A 21596-nucleotide genomic window follows, 5' to 3' on the forward strand; every position below is an offset into this window, starting at 1 on the left:
CACCCCAGCGGTCCCACGGAGGTTCCATGTCAACGGTCACCGAAGGGGCGGCGCTCGACGCCGCCGAACTGCGGCGGCGGGTCGCCGAATTCGTCGCCGCGCACGACCCCGCGACCACCGGGCAAAAGGAGTTCCTGGCCGCGCGCTTCGACGCCGGTCTCGCCTGGGTCCACTTCCCCGAGGGCGCGGGCGGCCTGGGCGCGCCGCGCGCGCTGCAGTCCGTCGTCGACGACGAGTTCGCCCGCCTGGGCGCCGCCCCCGAGGGCCGCGAAGGGCTGGTCATCGGCCTGGGGATGGCGGCGCCCACCATCCTCGCGTTCGGCACGCCCGAGCAGCGCGAGCGCTTCCTGAAGCCGCTGTACACCGGCGAGGAGGTGTGGTGCCAGCTGTTCAGCGAGCCGGGCGCCGGGTCGGACCTGGCGGCGCTGGGCACCCGTGCGGTGCGCGACGGCGACGGGTGGACGGTCAACGGGCAGAAGGTGTGGACGTCGCTGGCCCACCAGGCGCGGTGGGCCATCCTGGTCGCCCGCACCGACCCGGACGTGCCCAAGCACGCCGGGATGACCTACTTCGTCTGCGACATGCGGGCCGAAGGGGTCGAGGTGCGGCCGCTGCGGCAGATCACCGGCGAGGCCGAGTTCAACGAGGTGTACCTGACCGACGTGCACCTGCCGGACGACCTGCGGCTCGGCGAGGTCGGCCAGGGGTGGAAGGTCGCCCAGACCACCCTGATGAACGAGCGGGTGGCCATCGGCGGGCAGCCCGACCCGCGCGAGGGCGGGCTCATCGGGATCGTCTCCGGCATCTGGCGCGAGCGGCCCGAGCTGCGCACCTCCGGCACGCACGACGCGCTCATGCGGCTGTGGGTGGAGGCCGAGGCGGCGCGGCTGACCAAGGAGCGCCTGCGCCAGCAGCTCGCCGTCGGGCAGCCCGGGCCGGAGGGGTCGGCCGCCAAGTACGCCTTCTCCCGGCTGAACCAGGAGATCTCCGGCCTGGAGCTGGAGCTGCTGGGACAGGAGGGGCTGCTCTACGACGACTGGACCTTCCGCCGACCCGAGGGGGTCGCCTTCACCAAGCGCGGCGCGGGCTTCCACTACCTGCGCAGCAAGGGCAACTCCATCGAGGGCGGGACCACGGAGATCCTGCGCAACATCATCGCCGAGCGCATCCTCGGGCTGCCCGGCGAGCCCCGGGTGGACAAGGACGTCGCGTGGAAGGACCTGCCGAAATGAGCGCCGAAGGGAAGGCCGGAGCCGGCGCCGGAGAGAACGGGGCCGCGGTGGACCTGCTCTACGGCGAGGTCGAGGAGGAGCTGCGCGCCAGCGTGCGGGCGCTGCTGGCGGACAAGTCGCCCGCCGAGGCGGTGCTCGCCCGGGTGGAGGCCGACCAGGTCGCCGACGGCGCGCTGGCCAAGGAGCTGGCGGGGCTGGGCGCGGTCGGGCTGCCGGTCCCCGAGGAGCTCGGCGGGGCCGGGGCCACCTGGCGGGAGGCGTCGGTGGTCGCCGAGGAGCTGGGGCGGGCGGTGGCGCCGGTGCCGTTCCTGGGCAGCGCGGTGCTGGCGACGTCGGCGCTGATGGAGGTCGTCGCACTGGCGGAGAAGGGCAGCACCGGGGTGGAGGCCGACACGGCGGCCGCTCCGGAGGCGCTGCGCTCCCTGGCCTCCGGTGACGCGTGGGGCGCCCTCGCGGTGCCGCTGGCCACGGCTCCCCCGTCGGGGGCGGCGTTCCCGGCGGTGGTGCGCGCGGAGGGCGGCCGCCTGACCGGGACGGTGGGGGGCGTGGTGGACGCGCTCCCGGCCGACGTGCTGCTGGTGCCCGCGCTCGGGCCCGGCGGGTCGGAGCTGTACCTGGTGGAGGCCTCGGACGCGGACGTCACGGCGCTGACCACCCTCGACCTGACCCGCCCGCTGGCGGACGTGGGGCTGGACGGGACGCCGGGGCGGCTGCTGGCCTCGGGCGAGGCGGCCGAGCGCGCGGTGGCCCGGGCGCTGCGGACGGGCGCGGCCCTGCTGGCGGCCGAGCAGCTGGGCGCGGCGGAGTGGGCGCTGGAGACGACGGTGGCCTACCTGAAGACGCGCACGCAGTTCGGGCGGCCGGTGGGGTCGTTCCAGGCGCTGAAGCACCGGCTGGCCGACCTGTGGGTGTCGATCACCCAGGCGAGGGCGGTGGTGCGCGCGGCGGCCGACACGGCGGGCGAGGAGAGCGAGGAGGCGCGGATCAACGCGTCGATGGCGCAGGCGTTCGTGTCGGGCGTGGCGGTGAAGGCGGCGGAGGAGGCGGTGCAGCTGCACGGTGGCATCGGCTTCACGTGGGAACACCCGGCGCATTTGTATTTGAAGCGGACGAAGAGCGCCGCGATCGCGTTGGGGTCGGCGGATAGGCACAGGGCACTGCTGGCGGAGCTGGTGGAGCTGCCGTCGGCGTAGGGGAGCCAGTGTTCCTGCGCCGGGCAGCGGTGAGAGCCGCGCTGAGAGGGGGTCGGGCCAGTGGAGAGGCATTCGAAGGCCGTTCCATGGCCCGGCTCCCTCGTGCCTCATGGTCCATCAGGGCATGCCTGATGAGGACAGAACCGGTCCACAAGGGGTGCGCATCGGGTCGCTTTTCGATAACGTCCCACAAGGCCGCAGGTCAGTAAGAGTGCTCCCCGCAGACGCGGGGATGGACCGCGGGCGCCCCCGGCTGTGCTCGGCGGCGAGGAGTGCTCCCCGCAGACGCGGGGATGGACCGGGGCGCGGCCGCGGTGTTCGGGGCCTCCCACAGTGCTCCCCGCAGACGCGGGGATGGACCGACGGACAGGCTGGGCTGGGCGTCAAGGTTCATGTGCTCCCCGCAGACGCGGGGATGGACCGCAGCTCTGTCTCGGTGGTGCCGCCGTAGACCAGCGCTCCCCGCAGACGCGGGGATGGACCTGGGGAGGTTCCGGAGCACGGAGGCGAGTACCGGAACGCCCCGCAGGTGCGGGGATGGACTGATCGCTGCTGTGGTCTCGTCATGGCACGCCAGGCCTCGGAACCGGCCCGCGCCGTACACACGAATGGGGGGCCGCCCTACGGCGGTCCCCCATCGTCGTTCCCTGTCAGGCGGCCAGGGCCTCCGCCGCCTTCGTGATCCTCGCTGCCGCTTCTGCGATGTCGGCTTCGCTCACATCCAGGTGCACGACCATCCGGACCGTGTCCTCGGCGATGGCGATGCAGCCCACCCCGTGCGCCCCCGCCAGCTCCGCCAGCTTCGGGGCCTCGCCCGGCTCGGTCTTGGCGATCACCATGTTCGTCAGGGCCTCCGCCGACAGCCCCGGGGCCGCGCTCAGGGACGCCGCCAGGCGCTCCGCCCTCGCGTGGTCGTCGGCCAGTCGCTCCAAGTGGTGGTCGAGCGCGTACAGCGCCCCCGCCGCGATGATGCCCGCCTGGCGCATCCCTCCCCCCAGCAGCTTCCGCGCCCGGCGCGCGCGGCGGATGGTGTCTCGGTCAGACACCAGCGCGGCGCCCACCGGGGCTCCCAGCCCCTTCGAGAAGCAGACGGTCACCGTGTCCGGCCCCGCCGCCGCCTCCGCGAGGCTCACGCCCAACGCCGTCGCCGCGTTCCACAGCCGCGAACCGTCCAGGTGCGCCTTCAACCCGTGCTCACGGGCGAACGCGGACACCCGCGCCTGCCCCTCCAGGGCCATGACACGGCCCGTGAAGGTGTTCTCCATGCAGACCAGCGCCGGCTGGGCGCGGTGCACATCGTCCGTCCCCTTGATGAGGCGCTCCAGCCACTCCTGAGGCGGCGTGCTGTCCGGCCCCGAGAAGGTCCGGGGCAGCAGGCGGGACAGCACCGAAGTGCCGCCCTGCTCGTTGCCCAGGATGTGCGCCAGCTCGTGCGCCCAGATCTCGTCGCCGCTGCGGCCGGCCAGGTAGGCCGCGATCTGGTTGGCCATGTGCGCCGAGGGGGTGTACAGCGCGGCCTCCCGCCCCAGCAGCTCGGCGGTGCGCTCCTCAAGGGCGCGGACGGTGGGGTCCTCCTCGAACACGTCGTCGCCGACCTCGGCGTCGGCCATGGCGCGGCGCATCTCGGGGGTGGGCCGGGTCATGGTGTCCGAACGCAGGTCGATCTCAAGCGTGGTTGCGGGCATGGGCGGCTCCCGTTCCTTCACGTCGGATACCCGGTCAACCCTAGTCAGGCGCTTCCGACGGGTCCGCGCGGGGCCTGGCGGGCGATGTCGGCGGCCATCGCGTCCACGACGGCCTCCGCCACGTGCTCGGTGCACTCGACGCCCGACCCGTAGCCGGGGTGGCCGGAGGAGAGCACGGCGACGAGGTAGGTCCGCCCGTCGTCGGCGACGATGCGGCCGGTGCTGTTGACCGCCCAGCGGCCGCCGTCGGACTCGACCGGCACCCACCCGTTCTTGAGCTCGGCGCCGCCTCCCCGGTCGGCGGCGGAGACGCCCCAGGCCTGTTCCGGGGCGACGCCGGAGAGGAACCCGCGTGCGGTCTCCCGGTATTCGGGGGCCAGGGGCCCTTCGTCGGTGTAGAGGATGCTGAGCAGGGTGAGGCGTTCGCGCGCGGTGGTGGAGGCGAGGCCCCACCGCCCGCCGAACCGTTCCCCGGCGTCGGCCAGGCCGAGCCGGCCGCGGCCCTCCTGGAACCCGGCGTAGGTGCCGATGCGTTCGAAGAGGCCGTCGGCGGCGTCGTTGTCGCTGAAGCCGATCGCCGCCCTCGCCAGGGCGCGCTCCGCCTCATCGAGGGGGCGCCCGTCGGACTGGGCCTTGAGGAGGAGGATGGTGAGGATGTCGAGCTTGACGACGCTTCCCGGGGTGAAGGGCTCATCGGCGCGGTAGCCGAACGCCGTACCGCTGTCGAGTTCGACGGCGGCGACGGAGAAGTCCCCGGTGATCTCGGCGCGGTAGGCCTCCAGCTCCCGGGCGAGGTCGCGTTCGGTGTCGGAGGCGAGGGCGGCCGGTCCGCCTTCGGGACCTCCGTGGCCTGCAGTGCCGGAGGAAGCCGGATCATGCCACGGGGGCGCGAACACCGACGGCGTGGTGGACGGCGCCGCACCCGTCTCCGCGCGCGCCGCCGGAGGATCGAGCGCGGCGGCCATGGGGGCCGCGAGCACGGCCGCAGCCGCGACGGCGGCCCATCTCCAGGCCGTTTCGCGACCGGGTAAAAGGCGGGCGATACCCCGCGTCAGCACATGATCCATGGCTTAGTGGTGCCAATGCTGGCACGTCCGACAGTTGCCGATTAATACCCGCTCATATCGATTGCGCTAACTTCGGCGGCAGAAACGCCCGCCCCGCAGGCGGTCCGGGCCTCGCCCCTGCCTTCCGCCCGGAGCCCCCGCCCGGCCCCTACGTCGTTGATCTCGGGGAACCCGGGCTTATGACGGCTCTCTTAAGCCCGGGTTCCCCGAGATCAACGAGATTCCGGACCGGCCCGGACAGGATCTAGTCGACCCCGCGGGCGGTCATCGCCTCCCCCATCGCCTCGGCCGTGCGGATCATGCCGACGATGACCGGGACGACGGTGAGGTGGGGCCAGGCGGGCAGGCCGCGCGCGGCGCAGGCGTCCCGCGACTCCTGCCAGGCCGCGGCGACCATGGGCACCGAGCGGACCGTCAGGGCGAGGACGAGCGCGACGCGGTCGGGTCGCACACCGGCCGGGGCGAGCGGGCGGGCGAGGCGCTCAAAGAGGTCGAGCATCGCGCTGACGCGGGTGGTGAAGGTGACCAGGCCCGCCGCGAGGACGGCGGCGACGAGGAGCAGGCAGACGCGCAGCGCGGCCCAGGGGTCGCCGGTGAGGGTCTGGAAGAGCGCGATGACGGCGAGGAACGGCAGCAGGGGCAGGAGGAGGCGCAGCGGGCGCCGCAGGCCGAGGCCGGTGGCGGGGTAGGCGCACAGGCAGGCGAGGGCGGCGGCGGGGGTCGCGATGAGCCCGGCGCGGTGGTCGTCGAGTGCGACGAGGACGGTGACGAGGGCGAGGAGCCCGAGGAGCTTGGCCCCGGCCGGGAGGCGGTGCAGCACCGACCGGCCGGGGACGAAGAGGCCGAGGACGTTCACGACCGCTCCCCCGGGCCCTCCCGCAGGCCGGACGGCTCCGTGCTCGGCGCCCGGGCGTCCATCAGTGCGGTGTAGTGGGCGATGGCCGCGTCCGGGGCGCCGTCGAAGACGACCCGTCCGGCGTCGATGACCAGGACGCGGTCGAAGCCCTGCAGCATGTCGAGCTGGTGGGTGAGCAGGACGAGCCGCTGCGGCAGCGCGCGCAGGGTGCGCTCGATGACGCGCGCGTTGTGCATGTCGAGCAGCGTGGTGGGCTCGTCGCACACCAGCACATCGGGCTCGGTGACCAGCACCGAGGCGAGCGCGAGCATCTGCTTCTGGCCGCCGGAGAGCAGGTGGGCCGGGTGATCGCGGTGGTCGAGCAGGCCGTGCCGGTCCAGCACGGCGTCGACCCGGCTCCGCGTCTCGTCGGCGGTCAGGCCCACGCGGCGCAGGCCGAGGGCGACGTCCTCGGCCACGGTCGGCATGAGGATCTGGGTGGAGGCGTCGGAGAAGACGAAGCCCACCCGGCGGCGGGCGGCGCGCGGGTCGCGGCGGGTGTCCCGGCCGTCGACCCGCACGGTGCCCGAGTCGGGGACGACGAGTCCGTTGAGGGTGCGGGCGAGCGTGGACTTGCCCGAGCCGTTGGCGCCGATGATCCCGATGCGGTGCTCGGCGAGATCGAGGCTGATGCCGCGGAGGACGGGGCGGTCGCCGTAGGCGTGGGAGACGTCGCGCAGCTCGATCATGCGCGCGGGCGCTCGGACTCGGCGTCGGGCTGTTCCTTCACGACCCGTCGGCCGGCCGGGGGCACCGGGTAGGCGCGGTGCACGGCCGCGGCGATGGCGGCGGCGAGGACGGCCTTGAGGAGGTCGCCGGGGAGGAAGACGCCCGCGCCGATGAAGCCGGCGAGGAGGGTGTCGCCGAGGTAGAGGGCGCTCCAGGGGACGCCGACGAGGTAGATGGCGCCGATGCCGCCGACGATGTTGATCAGGAAGCCGCCCCAGAAGCGGTAGCGGCGCATGAGGGTCTGGGTGAGCACGCCGATGACGAGGGCGCCGACGACCCAGCCGAGGAGGTAGCCGCCGGTGGGGCCGAGGAAGGGCTCGATGCCGCCGCGCCCGCCGGGGAGGAGGGGGAGCCCGGCGAGGGTGAGGGCAAGGAAGGTGAGGATGGAGAGGGTGCCGCGCTTGGCACCGAGGATGGCGGGGGCGAGCATGACGCCGAGGGTCTGGAGGGTGATCGGCACCGGGCCGACGGGGATGGCGAAGGGCATGCTCAGCGCGGCGAGGAGTGCGGCGAAGACGGCGACGAGCGCGAGGTCGCGGGCGGTGAGTCCGCGGTAGCGAACAGCCTGAGCAGGGGATTCGGCCATGGATGGGTCCTCGGGTCAGAGGGCGCCCGGGGAGGGCGCCGCGTTGATGGGGACGCCACCCATTGTCCGGTTTGTCACCTTGAGGGACCTATGTGCCGCCCCACAGGGTTTGGGCCAGGGGGTTTGTCGGCTCCCTCTCTAGAACCGAAGGCAGTGAGGGGCGGACCCGGGCTATGGGTCCGCCCCTCACAAGCAACCGGAAGATCACCACATCCCCGCACGTGCGGGGAGTACGCCTTCGTGATCAAGGCCGTCATTTTCGACGCCGGTCCATCCCCGCGCGTGCGGGTAGCCATTCAGCAAGATCGCGGTGTCCGTGTACTCCGGAGGCCATCCCCGACTGTGCGAGGGCGGGCACCTGCAGATCGAGATGACGCGTACATACTCCTGGTAGAGGCTCACGACCGCGATCCGGTTCCGGCCGGAGTGCAGCACCCCGTGGTAGAGCATCGGCCCGGAAGCATCCGGCATGCAGAGCCATCAGCGCGGGGCTCGAACGTGATCGGACGCGGCACCGGGGGTCGGAGGGCCCAAGTGGTCGTTGAGCTGCCGCAGCAGATCCTCGGCGCTGTCAGCATGAAACGTCACGGATCCGGGGGGTGGTGGGGCGCCACGCATCATGCGCCCGTATGAGGCGTACGCGGCCTCGATGGTCTCGGGATCGGTGTCATGGTAGGGCCTGCGGGCGTCGCTCACAGTCGGTCTCCTCGAAAAGGGCTGGCCTCCAGAGTGGGTGCAATCGCCCATCGTCGTCCATCTGTGCAACTGCAAAACGGACCTGTGCCTTCGTGGCGAGGGCCCGGGGATGCATCGCGGCGGATCCGGGAACACGAATCGGACGTACGAAGTGCTGTCCACGCCCTGGGCCCATCCCCGCGTCTGCGGGGCGCACAGCCGACCGGCCGCCTCCCGCTCGTCGGCGAGCGGTCCATCCCCGCGGGTGCGGGGCGCACCTCAGCGTGGACGTGCTGGCCTCCGATCCGGACGGTCCATCCCCGCGGGTGCGGGGCGCACGGATGACACCCATACGACCCCGGCCTCCGGGCCGGTCCATCCCCGCGGGTGCGGGGCGCACGCGCCCGCCAGGACGCCGACGACGCACAGCGGCGGCCCATCCCCGCGGGTGCGGGGCGCACAGCGACCCGGGCGCCTACGACAGGATCAAGAAGGGCCCATCCCGCGGCTGCGGGGCGCACTCTTACTGACCTGCATCATTGTGGGGCGTTATCAAAAAGCGATTCTTCTCGGCCTCTTCGCGGACAGGGACGGTCCTCGTCCCGCTTCCGCTCCTCATTCTCCTACGGGAAGTACGCACGCCGGGTCGGGGATCGACAGCCGGTCCACCGCCTCGCCGGCCACGCCCTCCTCGTCGATCGGCATGCTCGTCACCGTTCCGCTGACCTGGTTCGCCACCACGACATGGCCGCTCATCACCGCGAAGTGGCGCGGCCACTTGCCCCCGGTCGGGTACTCCGCCAGGAAGCGCAGCGCCGATCCGCCCTCCTCCACCGCGAAGGTCGACACCGTGTCCGCCCCCCGGTTCGCCACGTACAACCGGTCCCCGGACGCCGACAGTGCGATCTCGCTCGGGTAGACGGCCTCCACCTCGCCGCCGTACTGGGACGCCTCGTAGGCCCCCAGCGACCACGCCGACGCCTTGTCCTGGTCCCACTGCAGCACGTGCACCCGCGCGTCCAGCTCCCCCGACACGTACAGGAACCCCGCCGGGTGCATCGCGATGTGCCTCGGCCCCGTCCCCGGCGGCAGGCGCACGGGCTCCAGCGCCGCGCCCACCGGCTCCGGTGCGTCCGCATTGAACGGGTGCACCCGCAGCACATCGGCCCCCAGGTCGGCGATGAGCAGGTGCCGCCCACCGGGGGCGACCGCCGTGCAGTGCGCGCGCGGCCCCTCCTGGCGGCCGGCCACCGGTCCCGACCCCTCCCCCTCCAGAAGCGCGATCGCCGGGCCCGGGGCCGAGTCGCCCTCGATCGGGTGCACGCTCACCGACCCGCTGAAGTAGTTCGCGGCGATCACGTGCTTGCCCGCCGGGTGCACCAGCACATGGCACGGCGCCTTGCCGTGGGTCGGGGTCTCCCCCAGCGTCACCGACGCCCAGCCCTCCCCGGCCGCGAACCAGGACAGGGCCCCGTCCATGCGCTCGGACACCGCGTACACCTTGCCGCCGTCCGGGTGCATCGCCAGGAACGACGGCCCCGCCGCCTCCACGGCCGCGCCCCCGCCGCCCAGCCGCCCGCTCTCGGTGTCCATCCACGCGAGGTACACGCCGACGCCGGTCCCCGTCGGCTCGGAGTCGCGCGTGTAGGTCCCGACCCAAAGCAGCCTCTCGCCCATCCGCGGCGCCTTCCTTCCCATCGGCGGTCCCCGTGCACGACCGAGGATCGCACGGCGCTCCGGAGCCCCGGCCGGTACGGGTCGGGAATGGCGGGAAGGCCCACTCCGGCGGGGCGGCGCACCGCCGCGGTCCCCGTCGCCGCCCGCGGGCAACGGTCCTTACTTTCGACAGGTGACGGCGGTGATCACGACTGGCTAGCGTCCAGGGCATGCTCCTTTCCCGCCTCCGCGTCCCTCCCGGCCGCGCCGCGCTCGCCTGCGCCGCCCTGGCCGGGCTCGCGGCATGGTGGTGGCCGCCGTCGCTGTTCGCCCTGCCCGTCGCCTCGCTCCTCACCGGCCGCCTCTCCCCCGACCCGCGCCCGGCGGCCGTACTGTACGGCGTCGGCACGGCCGCCTGGGCGCTGCGCTTCGCCCTCGCCGGGGAACCGGTCGGCATGTGGGTGGTGGGCGGCGGGCTGGCCCTGCTCACCCTCCTGCTCCCCTGGCTGGTCGGCCTGTACCTGCGCAGCGCCGCCGCCCTGGAGCGGGCGGGCTGGGAGCGCGCCCGGCGCCTGGAGCGCGAGGCGCGCCTCGTCGCCGAGCGGGCGCGCATGCGCGAGCGGTCCCGCATCGCCCAGGACCTGCACGACGCGGTCGGCCATGAACTGAGCCTGCTGGCCCTGCGCGCGGGCGGCCTGGAGATGGCGTCCGACCTCTCCGAGGAGCGGCGGGGCCAGGCGGCCGAGTTGCGGGAGGCGGCCGGACGGGCCGCCGACCGCCTCGTCGAGGCGGTCGGGGTCCTGCGCGACGACGCCGCCCCTGAGGCGCCGCCGCTCGGCCCGATCGGTGACGGGGACGCCGCGCTCGGGGACCTCGCCGAGCGCGCGCGGGCGTCGGGGATGGACGTGGAACTCACCGACGACGGCGCCCTGCACGACGTTCCGGTCCTCGTCGAGCGCGCCGCGTTCCGCGTCGTCCAGGAGGCGCTCACCAACGCCGCGAAGCACGCACCGGGCGCGGCCGTGCGCATCCTGGTCGAGGGCGCGCCCGGCGAGGTGTCGGTGCAGGTGCGCGACTCCGGCCCGGCGGCCGACGCGTCCGCCCCCGAAGCGCCCGGCGGCGGGACCGGCCTTGTCGGACTGCGGGAGCGCGTGCGGTTGGCCGGCGGCTCCCTGGACGCCGGCCCCGGCCGCGACGAGCGCGGGTGGACGGTGGCGGCGCGCCTTCCGCTCCAGGCACGGGAGGCCGCCTCTCCGTCCGAGGCACGGCTGGGCCGACCGGAGGATTCCGGGAGCGGCGTGGAAGCGGCCGATGCCCACCTCCGGCGCGCCCGGCGCCGCGCGGGGTGGGCGGTCGCGGCGGCCGTCGGGCTGCCGGCCGCCATGGTCGCCGCGGGCTACGCCGCCTCGATCGCCTTCACCGTGTACCAGGCGGAGACCGCTTCCCTGGCCCCGTCGGTGTTCGCGGCCCTGGAGCCCGGTCAGACGCGCGCCGAAGTGGAGGGGTCCCTGCCCCGGAGGGACCTCTACGAAGGCCCCCTGGCAAGCGGCGGGCGGCCCGCCAGCCCGGACGGCCTGGAGTGCAGGTACTACCGCTCCGACGGGGACGTGTTCGGCGGAGGCGGAGAGCGCTACCGGCTGTGCTTCGATGAGGAGAAGCTGGTGTCGGCGGAGACGGTGGGGCGGTGACCAGGGGCGTGGACGGCCCGGTGGACGAGCCGGTGGGCAGGCCGGGAGCGATCCGGGTCCTGCTGGTGGACGACGAGGCGATGATCCGCGCCGGCGTGCGCTCAATCCTCGACGCGGACGCCGGCGTGCAGGTGGTGGCGGAGGCCTCCGACGGGCGCCAGGGCGTGGACCTGGCGCTGTCGCACCGCCCCGACGTCGTTCTCCTCGACATCCGGATGCCGGGGATGAACGGCCTGGACGCGGCGGCCGAGATCAAGCGCGCTGCGCCGGGGGTCGGGGTGGCCGTCCTGACGACCTTCGGCGAGGAGGAGTACGTCGCCCGCGCCCTGTCCGAGGGCGCGGACGGGTTCCTGCTCAAGACCGGCGACCCGCGGGAGCTGCTGCTGGGCGTGCGGGCGGTGGCCGACGGCGGCGCCTACCTGTCCCCGAAGGTGGCGCGGCGCGTGCTGAACCGGATGGACCACGACCGCTCGATGGGCCGTCTGAAGGCGCGGGAGCGGCTGTCCCGGCTCACGGAGCGCGAACGCGAGGTCCTGGCGCTCCTGGCGGCGGGGATGTCGAACAGCGAGATCGCCCGGCGCCTGTTCCTGGTGGAGGGGACGGTGAAGGGGCACGTGAGCACGATCCTGACCCGGCTCGGAGCGCGGAACAGGGTCGAGGCGGCGGTCCTGGCCCACGAGGCGGGTGCGGTGGGCGCGACCAGGGAGCCCGAGTAGCGGGCGTCGACGGCGACCCGCGCCGCGCGGGAGCGCGCAGCGGCGCAGTGCCGCCGGGCCGGACGGAGTGCCCCGTCATCTGGGGATGGACCGGCCTCGGGGCTGAGACTCCGTCCGGTGCCCCTATGGTCCCGCATTTGCGGGAATGCCACACTCCGCCCCGGGTCAGCGCCGCTTCTCGGCCTTCTTCCGGCCCGACGGCCTGAGCAGGAACCCGACCACGACGCCCACCACCACGGCTCCGGTCAGCGTCGCCCACAGTGGGGCCGCCACGGAGACGAACAGCACCTGGATCTGCGTCGTGTCCCGGTTCTGCAGGACGAACAGCACCGCCAGCACCAACAGGGCCAGCGCCACCCACACCCGCGGCGGAACCGACTGCAGGACGCTCCGCCCCTCTTCGCGCCCCTCTCCGGCCCCCGCCGCCGCGCCGCCCTGCAGGCTTCCCTCGGCCATCGCACGCCTCCCGCCCCTGTGCTCGTCCCTTGTCCCTCGTCCCCGGACGGACTCGTTCCGGTCCCTTTCACCTGCCCGGGGAAGGATCAGGAGTTGGGCAGGGGGCGGCCAAATCTCCGTAGGCTCCCCGGTCTCCCCGGCCTTCCCTCCGTCAGCACCGCTCCAGGAGCCGTTCGGCGGCCGCGCGCGCTCGGCGGGCGGGGGCCGGGTCGCCGCCGATGCCCGCCGTGACGATCGCCCCCTCGGCCAGGAGGAAGACCGCCTCGGCCTCCTCCGCCCCGCCTCCGGCGTCGCGCACCCATTCCTCCACCTGGGACCGGAACGCCTCCTTGTGCCCGCGCACCTCCGCCAGGACCGCCTCGGACGCCGTGCCCATCTCCCCGAACGCGTTGATCCACGCGCACCCCCGGAAGCCGGGCCGGGAGAACCATTCGGCCAGCCAGTCGAACATCGCCGGCACCCGCCCCCGCGGATCCTCCGCACGCGCCACGTACGCGGCCAGGTCGCCCCGCCACCGCCGGTCGCGCCGCCGCAGCACCTCCACGACCAGGTCCTCCTTGGCGGGGAAGAACCGGTAGATCCGCTTCAGCGGCAGCCCCGACCCGGCCCGGACGGCGTCCATGCCGACCGCCCGGATGCCGTGCCCGTAGAAGAGCCCTTCCGCCGTGTCGAGGAGGGCCTCGCGGTCACGGCGGTTCTGTTCGTCGCTGATCGGGGCGGGCATCGGAGGGCTCCTTGACGTTGAGAACGGTCGTTCCCTAGATTAAGTCCGCACCGATGGAGAACGCACGTTCTCAACGACGGGAGACCGCAGTGACCGAGCGACGACCGCCCTTCCCGCCCTTCACCGAGGAGACGGCCCTGCAGAAGGTCCAGGCCGCCGAGGACGCCTGGAACACCCGCGACCCCGAGCGCGTGGCGCTCGCCTACACACCGGACTCCGTCTGGCGGAACCGCGACACGTTCCTGCGGGGCCGCGAGGAGATCGCCGCGTTCCTGGCCCGCAAGTGGGAGCGCGAACTGGACTACGCGCTCCGCAAGAGCCTCTGGGCGTTCCACGGCGACCGGATCGCGGTCCGCTTCCAGTACGAGTGCCGCGACACCTCAGGGCAGTGGTGGCGCAGCCACGGCAACGAGCAGTGGGAGTTCGACGAGAACGGCCTCATGCGCCGCCGCGAGGCCAGCATCAACGACGTGCCCATCGCCGAGTCCGACCGCCGCATCTTCGGCACCCGCCCCAAGGAGGAGTACGGGGTCGAGATCCCGGTGCGGTGACCGGCCGCCGTCCAGGGCGTTCACTCCGCCGCCCTGGGCGACAGGCGGTGACGACGGCGCATGGCCTCACGCACGGCACGCTCATCGCCGCCCGACTGCGTGATCGCCATTGCCTCTGCCTCCTCCGGCCGGGGGCGGGGGCGGCCGCGGGGGGGCGGGCCGTGCGGCCCCCGGGTGCGGGGCGCCCCACGGCCCCTGTTCCACCCGGTCCCGGTCAGTCGTCGGACAGGCCCTCGGCCGGGGCGATGCGGGCCGCCCGGCGCGCCGGGACCACCGATGCCGCGACCCCGATCAGCGACGCCGCCGCCACGACCAGCCCCAGCGAGGACCACGGCACGGAGATGACGAGCGGCGCCTGGTCTCCCACGATCGCGCCGACGCCGACGATCCCGAACGGGAGACCGATCACGATCCCCAGAACCGCGCCGACCAGGCCGATCACCACCGCCTCCACCGCAAGCGTCCCCCGCAGGCCCGACCGGGTCAGCCCCAGCGCCCGCAGCAGGGCCGACTCCCGGGTCCGCTCCAGCACCGACAGGCCGAGGGTGTTCGCCACCCCCACCGCCGCGATCACCACGGTCACCAGCAGCATGGCCAGGGACAGGTTCACCATGACGTCCAGCGCCTCGGTGATGTCGGCGCGCTCGCTCAGCGCACCGCCGACCAGGAGGGCGGGGTCGTCGGCGGCGATGCCCGCCATCCGGTCCGCGATCGCGTCGCGGTCGGCGCCGTCCCCGGCCACGCCCCACACCATGGAGCGGTCGGCGTCCGCGTCCCCCGGCGCGCCCCGGCCCTCCAGCTCGTCCAGCACGTCCTCACGGACCACGGGCGCCACCGTTCCCGCCACCTCGGCGAGCCCGGAGGAGTAGAGCGTGAAGTCGCGCTCCACCTCCGCTCCCCCGGTTCCCCCGACTCCAACGGCCAGGCGCACGCGCTCCCCCTCCTCGGCGCCCAGGGCTGCCAGCTGCCGGTCGCCGACGAGCATGACCGGCGCCGCCCCGGCGCCACCGCCTGAGGGCTCCTCCCGGAGCCGCTCGGCTCCGGCCGCCTCAGCCATCTTCGGCGAGATGCCGACGAGCGTCGTCTCGCCCATCTCCCCGATGCTCACGTCGGCCGTGCGGACGGCTTCCACCGTCTCCAAGGAGTCGATGTCCTCGATCGCCCGCACCGTCTCGCGCGCGACCGAACCCTCCGCCACGCGCGCGCCCACGTCCACCGGGTAGCGGTCGCGCAGGTCGGCGTCGATCGTCGCCTGCCCCGTCGACGCCGCCGTGGCCAGCGAGGTGATCAGTCCCAGCCCGAGGACCAGCGCGAGCGCCGCCGTCGCCGCCCTGCCGGAGTTGCGCGCAAGGTTCGCCCCGGCCAGGCCCGCCGTGCCGCCCATTCGGCGCAGCACCGTCTGCACCGCCCCGAACGAGCGGGCGATGGGGTAGCGCAGGGCTGCCAGGAGTCCGAGCGCCGCCGCGAACCCGCCGACCACCGTCACCAGGGGCGCACCCGCGGCCGACCCGGCGCCCGCGCCCGCCGCCCCGGCGACGGCCAGGACCGCGCCGACCGCATGCACCGCGCCGAACCGGACCCCGCCGCTCATGTCCGCCGCGCGCAGCGCCTCCACCGGAGCCGTCGCCGCCGCCCGCCGGGCCGGCAGCCAGGCCGAGCCCACCGCCGTCCCCAGTCCGATGAGGAACGCCCCGGCCAGCGCCATGGGGGACACGTGCATGCCGTCGCCGGTCAGCCCCATGGCAGCGGCGAACGCGTAGCCGAGGCCCACGCCCGCGGCCGTGCCCGCGAGCGCCCCCGCGGCCCCGGCGATCGCGGCCTCCAGGGCGACCATCCGCCGCACCTGGCGGCGGTCGGCGCCCACCAGGCGCAACAGGGCGGTGTCGCGGCGGCGCTGCGCCAGCAGCACGGTGAAGGTGTTGGCGATGACCATGGCCGAGGCGAGCAGCGCCACCAGCGCGAACGCCAGCAGCACGGTCTCAAGCTGCCGGGAGCCGCCGGCGAACCGGTCGGCCGCCTCGTCCATCTGCCGCTCCGCGGTGGCGGCGGTGAACCCGGACGGCAGCGCCGCGTCGAGCCGGTCGGCGGCCTCCTGCGGCGTCGTTCCGGGCTCGACCAGCGCCAGCGCCGTGGCCGGGGTGTCGCCGTCGAAGGCGGACTCGGGGGCGTAGAGCCGGTACTGCACGCCGGCCAGCGGCCGGAAGTCCAGGTCGGCGACGCCCACCAGGGTCGCCGTCGTCTCCGCGCCCTCCGCGTCGACCAGGCGCACCTCCCCGCCCACGGCGGCCCCGGCGGCCTCGGCGGTCGCCGGGTCGGCCACGACCTCGTCGGGCGCCTCGGGCCACCGCCCCTCGGCCAGGTCGAACCAGCGCAGGCCGGTCCGGTCGGCGACGCTGTAGACGTTGGCGGTGCCGCGCCGGTCGCCGGTGGAGAGCTGGACGGTGCGGGCGTGCACGGGGGCCGTGGCGGCGATGCCGGGCTCCTCGGCGAGCCGGTCGGCCCAGTCGGGGTCGGGGTCGCCGCCGGCGGCCTCCGGGTCGCGGTCGACCACCACGTCCGCCCCGGCCAGCGGGGCGGCGGCGACCATCCGCAGACCGGCGGCCGAGGTGGAGGTGAACACGGCGGTCGCGGCGAGGAACGCGGTGCCCAGCGCGACGGCGAGCAGGACGGCGGCCAGGCGGGCGGGACGGGCGCGCACGTGCGCCCAGGCGTGGCCGAGCATCAGCGCTCACCGTCCGCGCCCGCCATGGCGGCCAGCACGCCGTCGGCGGTGGGGGCGTCCAGCGTGCCGTGCAGGGCGCCGTCGGACATCAGCACGGCCCGGTCGGCGTAGGTGGCGGCGGCCGGGTCGTGGGTGACCATGACGACGGTGCGGCCGAGGCGGTCGCAGGCCTGCCGCAGGTGGCCCAGGAGTTCGCGGCCGGTGGCGACGTCGAGGGCGCCGGTCGGCTCGTCGGCGAACACCACGGCCGGGCGGGTGAGGAGCGCGCGGGCGACGGCGACCCGCTGCTGCTGCCCGCCGGACAGCCGGCCGGGCCGGTGGGCGAGGCGGTCGCCGAGGCCGAGGGACTCGACGACCTCGTCGAAGTGCGCCCGTTCGGGGCGGCGGCCGGAGAGGCGGAGGGGCAGGAGGATGTTCTCCTCCGCGGTGAGCGCGGGCAGGAGGTTGAAGGCCTGGAAGACGAAGCCGATGCGCTCGCGCCGGAAGCGGGTCAGCTCGCGGTCGCCGAGGGAGGCGAGGTCGCGCCCCTCCACGGTGACGCGCCCGGCGGTGGGGGTGTCGAGCCCGGCGAGCAGGTGCATGAGCGTGGACTTGCCGGAGCCGGAGGGGCCCATGACGGCGGTGAACTCGCCGCGGGAGAAGGCCAGGTCGACCCCGGCCACGGCGGTGACGGCGGCGGGGCCGTCGCCGTAGCGCTTGACCAGGCCGGTGGCGCGCAGCGCGGGCTCGTCCAGGGCCTTGGGGCGGGGCGCGGGGGCCGCGGGTTCTGTCTGTCGGTGCATGTCGCCGTTTCCGTGTCGGTGCGTGCCGGTCCGCGTCGTCCGCAGGGCGCGTCCGACGGTGACCGGAACGCTACGGAGACGGTGACCTGCACCGACAGAACCGATCGACGGGAGAGGCCCCCTGACTTTCGTCAGGGACGGGGGCGGGCGCGTCCTCGGACTCGCCTGTCCGGGTGCGGACGGGCGGTCATCCTGGCCGCGCGGTGCGCCGTCCTGTGGGGTCCGAAGTTCAGGACGCCTTGTGGAGGACCAGTGACGCGCTCCCCCGACCACACCCCCGACCACCCCCCTGCCCACCACCGCTCTCTCCTCCGGACCGCCGCCGTGCTCGGCACCGCCGTCCTCGCCGCCGCGGGCGCCCCGACGGCCGCCGGTGCCGATGCCGGTGGACCGCCCCCGAACGCCCTGATCGCCTACACCCTGTTCGGGCTACCCGACGAGGACCTGATGGACATGGGCCTCGTCCGGCCCGACGGCTCCTCCCTCGACACCGGCTCCGTGCGGGGTGCGGCGTCGCAGGTGCTCTGGGGCGCCGGGGACGACCTCCTGACCATCGGCATCTTCGAGGACTCCGACGCCGCCGGGGCGCCGCCCCTGCGGATCCTGGACGTGGAGACCATGGAGCTCGGCGAGGAGTACCGGCCGAGCGCGTTCGCGCACAACGTGCTCGCGTGGTCGCCCGACGGCGGGGAGCTCCTCTACGCCGACTTCGTTCCCAAGAGGAGCCTGTACCTGAAGGTCTGGGACCGCGCGGCGGACGAGCGCCGCGACCTCGATAGCGCGGGCGGCAGCGCTTGGAACTGGGAGTGGGACGAGGGCGCGTGGGACCCCGAGGGCCAGGGGTACTTCCTGATCCACGCCTCCGACCCCGAGGCGGGGCGGCTGACCCTGATGAGCCCCGGCGGAGAGCGGGAAGCGGAGATCCGCGCCTTCGACCGCCCCGTCCACGACCTGGTCGTCACGGACGACGGGGAGCGGCTCCTGCTCACCATGGAGGACGGCGGGGACACCGTCGGCATCTCCATGGACCGCGACGGCGGCTCCGTGGACGAGGTCTTCCGGTACGGAGGGGTCGTGGACGAGCTCGACTGGTCCTCGGACGGGCGGTGGGTCGTCTTCTCCGAGGGGCCCAACGTGTACACGGCGCGGGTGGAGCCCGAGCTGGTACCTGAGGAGGTCACGACCGCCCCGAGGGACATCGACCACCTCGACTGGGCCGCGTGAGGGCGGCGGTGGGGGCACCGGAGCGGCGCCGCTGACCGGCCCTCTCCGCCCCGCCGCCCCTTGCGCTCCCCCCGCCTTCGCCGCCCGCGACCGCCCAGGACGGCCTCAGCGCACGTCGAAGACCAGGCGGGCGGCGAGGGCCCCGAAGATCGCCGCGGAGGCGCGGTCGATCCACCGGCGGACCGGGCCCCGGCGCAGCAGGCGGTCGGACAGCAGCCCGGCCGCCACCCCGATGGTGCCGTCCACCAGCAGCCCGATCACGATGAACAGGCCGCCGAGCAGCAGCATCTGGGCCGTCACTGGCAGGGCGCCCCCGCCCGTGGTCAGGAACTGCGGGAAGAACGCCAGGTAGAACAGGACCACCTTGGGGTTGGCGAGGTTGGTCAGGGTCGCCATGGTGTAGACCCGGCGCAGCGATCGCGCCGCCGGGGCGGCCGGGGCCTCCTCTGCGGCGGCAGCGGCCTCCACGCGGCTGCGGCGGCCGTCCCTGAGGGTGGTGTAGGCGAGGTACACCAGGAACACCGCGCCGGCCAGGCGGATCGCGTCGAGGAGCTGGGGTGCGGCGCTGATGAGCATCCCCAGGCCGAAGGCGGCGGCCAGGGTGTGCCCGAAGAGCCCGGTGGACATCCCCAGGGCGGCGACCAGCCCGGCGCGTCGGCCGCCGGCGGCGGCGTTGGCGACGATGAAGAGCATGTCGGGCCCGGGGGCGAGGCTGAGCAGGAGGACGGCCAGGGAGAAGGCGGCGATCAGCGCAGGATCCATGGCGGGATTGTGCCATGCGGGGTTCGTGCGGTTCGCCCCATTTTCACCTCCCCCACGTTGTTGATCTCGGGAGAAGTGACCCTACGAGCGCGCTTTTAGCGTCGTTTCTCCCGAGATCAACGAGGGAAGGCCGTCAGCGCACGGGGCGCCGGGCCAGGGCGGCGAGGACCGCCCCGAGGCCGAGCACCCCGGCGACCGCGGTGGTGATCCCCGAGAACCCGAGCCCCGCCGCGCCCGCCGCGAGCTGGGGGCCGATCCCCGCGCCGACGAACATGGAGAAGGCGTAGAGCGCCGTCCCCATGCCCCGGCGTTCCGGCCCCGCGTGGTCACCGATGCTCTGCACCAATGCGGGCGCCGCCACCAGGATGGCGGCGGTGAACACCAGCAGCACGGTCCCGAGGCCGAGGGCGCCGCCGCCCACGACGGCGGTCGCCAGGACGGACAGCGCCGCGAGGGAGAGCCCCGCGACGGCGCGCGCCCCCGCGCTCCAGCGCCCGAGGAGCCCCGCGACGAAGGGGACGGCCACCATCGCGGGCAGGGCGGAGGCCCGGAGGACGAGCAGGGCGCCGTCGTCGCCCGCGATCTCCGGCGGCCCGGCGATGGTGACGGCGGTGTAGACGGCGACGAAGCCGCCGAGGAGCGTCGCGGTCGCGGCGAACAGCGCCGCCAGGCGTGGCTGGACGAACAGCCCCGGCATCGCGGCGAACGCGCCGAGCAGCGGGCGCCCGGCGTGCCGGGGCCCGCGCAGGACGGCCCGGGCGACGGGGGCCGCCGCCAGGAGTGCGACCGCGCTGACCAGGAATACCGCGCGCCAGCCCGTGACGGCCGCGATGCCCTGCGCGGCGATCTGCATGAGGGGCGCGGAGGCGAGGGCGGCACCGCTGACGGCGGTCATGGCGGCCGGCCGGTGGGCGGGGCGGATGTGCTCGCCGACGTAGGCGAAGGCGGCCGGGGCGAGGGTGGCGGTGGTCAGCCCTTGCAGGGCGCGCAGGGCGATGGCCGTCTCCGGGGTGTGCGCGGCGGCGACGAGCGCGGTGGTGGCGGCTGTCGCGACCAGCCCCCAGGTGATGGTGGCGCGGGACCCGAACCGCTCGCACAGGGCGCCCGCCGCCAGGAACCCGACGGCATAGGCGATGGCGAAGGCCGTGGAGACCCAGGTGAGGGCGTGGGGCGTGGACCCCAGGTCCTCGGCCATGGGCCCGAGGAGGGCCAGGACGGAGTACATCTGGCCGACCATCGGAATGCATGCGGCGGCGAGCAGGGCGATGGCCGGCCCGGTCCGCGCCCATGCGGGGGCGGCTTCAGAGGTGCCCGAGGGGGCGGGTGATGTCATGCCCGCGACCGTATCCAACCAACCTTTCGGTTGGCAACGCCGCACCCCGCGCTCCCAGCCGCCCGCCGCTACCCGGCGGCCGGGCGGCGCGGAGGAGTCTTGAGTGGTGGAATCGACACCTGATCTGCATAAAAGCGTCGTTTTCACGACACTGGATGCCCGCCCCCCGAACCGCTGCCCGGTATGCGCCGCCCGCCCGCCCGGACCGTGAGGGGCCCGCCGGACGGCAGGCAGGAGCGCGACATCGCCCCGCCCTACGGCTTCCAACGAACCGGTCGGTGGGCGCTACCCTGGGCGCCATGCCTCGTGATGCCGCCGCCACTCGCGCCCGCCTGTTGGCCGCCGCCCGTGACGAGTTCGCGGAGCACGGCATCGGGGGTGCGCGCGTCGAGCGCATCGCCCAGCGCGCCGGGGTCAACAAGGAGCGCATCTACGGGCACTTCGGCAACAAGGACGCCCTGTTCGAGGCGGTCATGGTGGACGCCCTCAGCGAGCACACCGAGGGCATCGGGCTGCCGTCCGGGGACGTCGCCGAGTACGCGGGGCGGCTCTACGACTACCACCGGCGCAACCCCCAGCTGCTGCGCCTGCTGATGTGGGAGTCGCTGCACTACGGCGAGGAGGCCGAGCTCCCGGGGCGCGAGGACCGCAAGGCGCACTACGCGACGAAGGTGGACGCGCTGGCGAAGCTCCTGGGCACCGGCGCCGACCGGCGCACGACGTCGATGCTGATGGTGGTGATCGGACTCGCGGCCTGGCCCTCGATCCTGCCGCAGCTCAACCGCCTGATCTCGGACGTCTCCGAGGACGACCTCCCCGAGGAGGACGTGGACGCGGCGATGAGGGAGACCATCGTCGACGTGGTCCGCAAGGCGACGGAGGACCGGGGCGGCGCCGACTGAGTGCCCGGCCGGGCACCG

Annotated in this window: 19 protein-coding genes and 2 CRISPR repeat arrays; of the genes, 7 read left to right on the forward strand and 12 right to left on the reverse strand. The window is 74.5% G+C overall.

Annotation, left to right across the window (positions count from 1 at the left end):
- Positions 1-26 precede the first annotated feature (26 nt).
- Positions 27-1232, forward strand: a complete 1206-nt coding sequence (locus O4J56_RS05610) for an acyl-CoA dehydrogenase family protein (RefSeq protein ID WP_270684064.1) — start codon at positions 27-29, stop codon at positions 1230-1232.
- Positions 1229-2425, forward strand: coding sequence for an acyl-CoA dehydrogenase family protein (locus tag O4J56_RS05615; RefSeq protein WP_270684065.1), 1197 nt, complete (start codon positions 1229-1231; stop codon positions 2423-2425). The genes O4J56_RS05610 and O4J56_RS05615 overlap by 4 nt, the downstream gene beginning before the upstream one ends.
- Before the next feature lie 211 nt (positions 2426-2636).
- A CRISPR array of direct repeats spans positions 2637-2909; the repeat unit is 29 nt; unit sequence GTGCTCCCCGCAGACGCGGGGATGGACCG.
- Between the two features lie 166 nt (positions 2910-3075).
- Here the strand turns inward: O4J56_RS05615 and O4J56_RS05620 are convergent.
- The 6 genes from O4J56_RS05620 to O4J56_RS05645 form a co-directional block, all read right to left on the reverse strand.
- Positions 3076-4110 (reverse strand): threonine aldolase family protein, encoded by a 1035-nt coding sequence (locus O4J56_RS05620; RefSeq protein ID WP_270684066.1) that lies wholly within the window; start codon positions 4108-4110, stop codon positions 3076-3078.
- 44 nt (positions 4111-4154) lie between these two features.
- Complete coding sequence (locus O4J56_RS05625; protein ID WP_270684068.1) at positions 4155-5090, reverse strand: serine hydrolase; 936 nt, start codon at positions 5088-5090, stop codon at positions 4155-4157.
- Positions 5091-5421: 331 nt separating this feature from the next.
- Entirely contained in the window at positions 5422-6033 is a 612-nt protein-coding gene (locus O4J56_RS05630; RefSeq protein WP_270684069.1) for a CbiQ family ECF transporter T component, read from the reverse strand.
- Positions 6030-6761 (reverse strand): energy-coupling factor ABC transporter ATP-binding protein, encoded by a 732-nt coding sequence (locus O4J56_RS05635; protein WP_270684070.1) that lies wholly within the window; start codon positions 6759-6761, stop codon positions 6030-6032. Before O4J56_RS05635 ends, O4J56_RS05630 begins: the two co-directional genes overlap by 4 nt.
- A complete protein-coding gene (locus O4J56_RS05640) occupies positions 6758-7288 on the reverse strand; it encodes a biotin transporter BioY (RefSeq protein WP_270684128.1) in 531 nt (176 codons plus the stop codon). The genes O4J56_RS05635 and O4J56_RS05640 overlap by 4 nt, the downstream gene beginning before the upstream one ends.
- A gap of 962 nt (positions 7289-8250) precedes the next feature.
- Positions 8251-8523: a CRISPR direct-repeat array (repeat unit 29 nt; unit sequence CGGTCCATCCCCGCGGGTGCGGGGCGCAC).
- Positions 8524-8677: 154 nt separating this feature from the next.
- A complete protein-coding gene (locus O4J56_RS05645) occupies positions 8678-9739 on the reverse strand; it encodes a lactonase family protein (protein ID WP_270684071.1) in 1062 nt (353 codons plus the stop codon).
- A 209-nt stretch (positions 9740-9948) separates the two neighbouring features.
- On the opposite strand from O4J56_RS05645, the gene O4J56_RS05650 reads away from it, so the two are divergent.
- Entirely contained in the window at positions 9949-11406 is a 1458-nt protein-coding gene (locus tag O4J56_RS05650) for a sensor histidine kinase (RefSeq protein ID WP_270684073.1), read from the forward strand.
- Entirely contained in the window at positions 11403-12122 is a 720-nt protein-coding gene (locus O4J56_RS05655; RefSeq protein WP_270684074.1) for a response regulator, read from the forward strand. Before O4J56_RS05650 ends, O4J56_RS05655 begins: the two co-directional genes overlap by 4 nt.
- 165 nt (positions 12123-12287) lie before the next feature.
- On the opposite strand, the gene O4J56_RS05660 is transcribed toward O4J56_RS05655, so the two are convergent.
- Together O4J56_RS05660 and O4J56_RS05665 are read right to left on the reverse strand one after the other, a co-directional pair.
- Complete coding sequence (locus O4J56_RS05660) at positions 12288-12578, reverse strand: LapA family protein (RefSeq protein ID WP_270684075.1); 291 nt, start codon at positions 12576-12578, stop codon at positions 12288-12290.
- Positions 12579-12729: 151 nt separating this feature from the next.
- Positions 12730-13302 carry a TetR/AcrR family transcriptional regulator gene (locus O4J56_RS05665; protein WP_270684076.1) on the reverse strand — a complete coding sequence of 191 codons (573 nt, stop codon included), beginning with the start codon at positions 13300-13302 and terminating at the stop codon, positions 12730-12732.
- Positions 13303-13391: 89 nt separating this feature from the next.
- Between O4J56_RS05665 and O4J56_RS05670 the strand changes: the two genes are divergently transcribed.
- A complete protein-coding gene (locus O4J56_RS05670; RefSeq protein ID WP_270684077.1) occupies positions 13392-13853 on the forward strand; it encodes a nuclear transport factor 2 family protein in 462 nt (153 codons plus the stop codon).
- A gap of 214 nt (positions 13854-14067) precedes the next feature.
- Here O4J56_RS05670 and O4J56_RS05675 read toward each other — a convergent pair whose 3' ends face one another.
- Positions 14068-16575 carry an ABC transporter permease gene (locus O4J56_RS05675; RefSeq protein ID WP_270684078.1) on the reverse strand — a complete coding sequence of 836 codons (2508 nt, stop codon included), beginning with the start codon at positions 16573-16575 and terminating at the stop codon, positions 14068-14070.
- Positions 16575-17357 (reverse strand): ABC transporter ATP-binding protein, encoded by a 783-nt coding sequence (locus O4J56_RS05680; protein WP_270684079.1) that lies wholly within the window; start codon positions 17355-17357, stop codon positions 16575-16577. Before O4J56_RS05680 ends, O4J56_RS05675 begins: the two co-directional genes overlap by 1 nt.
- Positions 17358-17609: 252 nt before the next feature.
- Between O4J56_RS05680 and O4J56_RS05685 the strand changes: the two genes are divergently transcribed.
- The gene (locus O4J56_RS05685; protein WP_270684080.1) at positions 17610-18581 is read left to right on the forward strand and encodes a WD40 repeat domain-containing protein; all 972 of its coding nucleotides are present in this window, start codon (positions 17610-17612) and stop codon (positions 18579-18581) included.
- Positions 18582-18686: 105 nt separating this feature from the next.
- Here O4J56_RS05685 and O4J56_RS05690 read toward each other — a convergent pair whose 3' ends face one another.
- On the reverse strand, positions 18687-19343 hold the full coding sequence (locus tag O4J56_RS05690; protein WP_270684081.1) for a LysE family translocator: 657 nt from the start codon (positions 19341-19343) through the stop codon (positions 18687-18689).
- 133 nt (positions 19344-19476) lie between these two features.
- Positions 19477-20676, reverse strand: a complete 1200-nt coding sequence (locus O4J56_RS05695; protein WP_270684082.1) for an MFS transporter — start codon at positions 20674-20676, stop codon at positions 19477-19479.
- Positions 20677-20975: 299 nt separating this feature from the next.
- Here O4J56_RS05695 and O4J56_RS05700 point away from each other — a divergent pair, with 299 nt between their 5' ends.
- Positions 20976-21578 (forward strand): TetR family transcriptional regulator, encoded by a 603-nt coding sequence (locus O4J56_RS05700; RefSeq protein WP_270684083.1) that lies wholly within the window; start codon positions 20976-20978, stop codon positions 21576-21578.
- The last annotated feature ends 18 nt before the right edge of the window (positions 21579-21596 follow it).

It is taken from the genome of Nocardiopsis endophytica (genome assembly GCF_027706725.1).
GTDB classification, from domain to species: domain Bacteria; phylum Actinomycetota; class Actinomycetes; order Streptosporangiales; family Streptosporangiaceae; genus Nocardiopsis_A; species Nocardiopsis_A endophytica.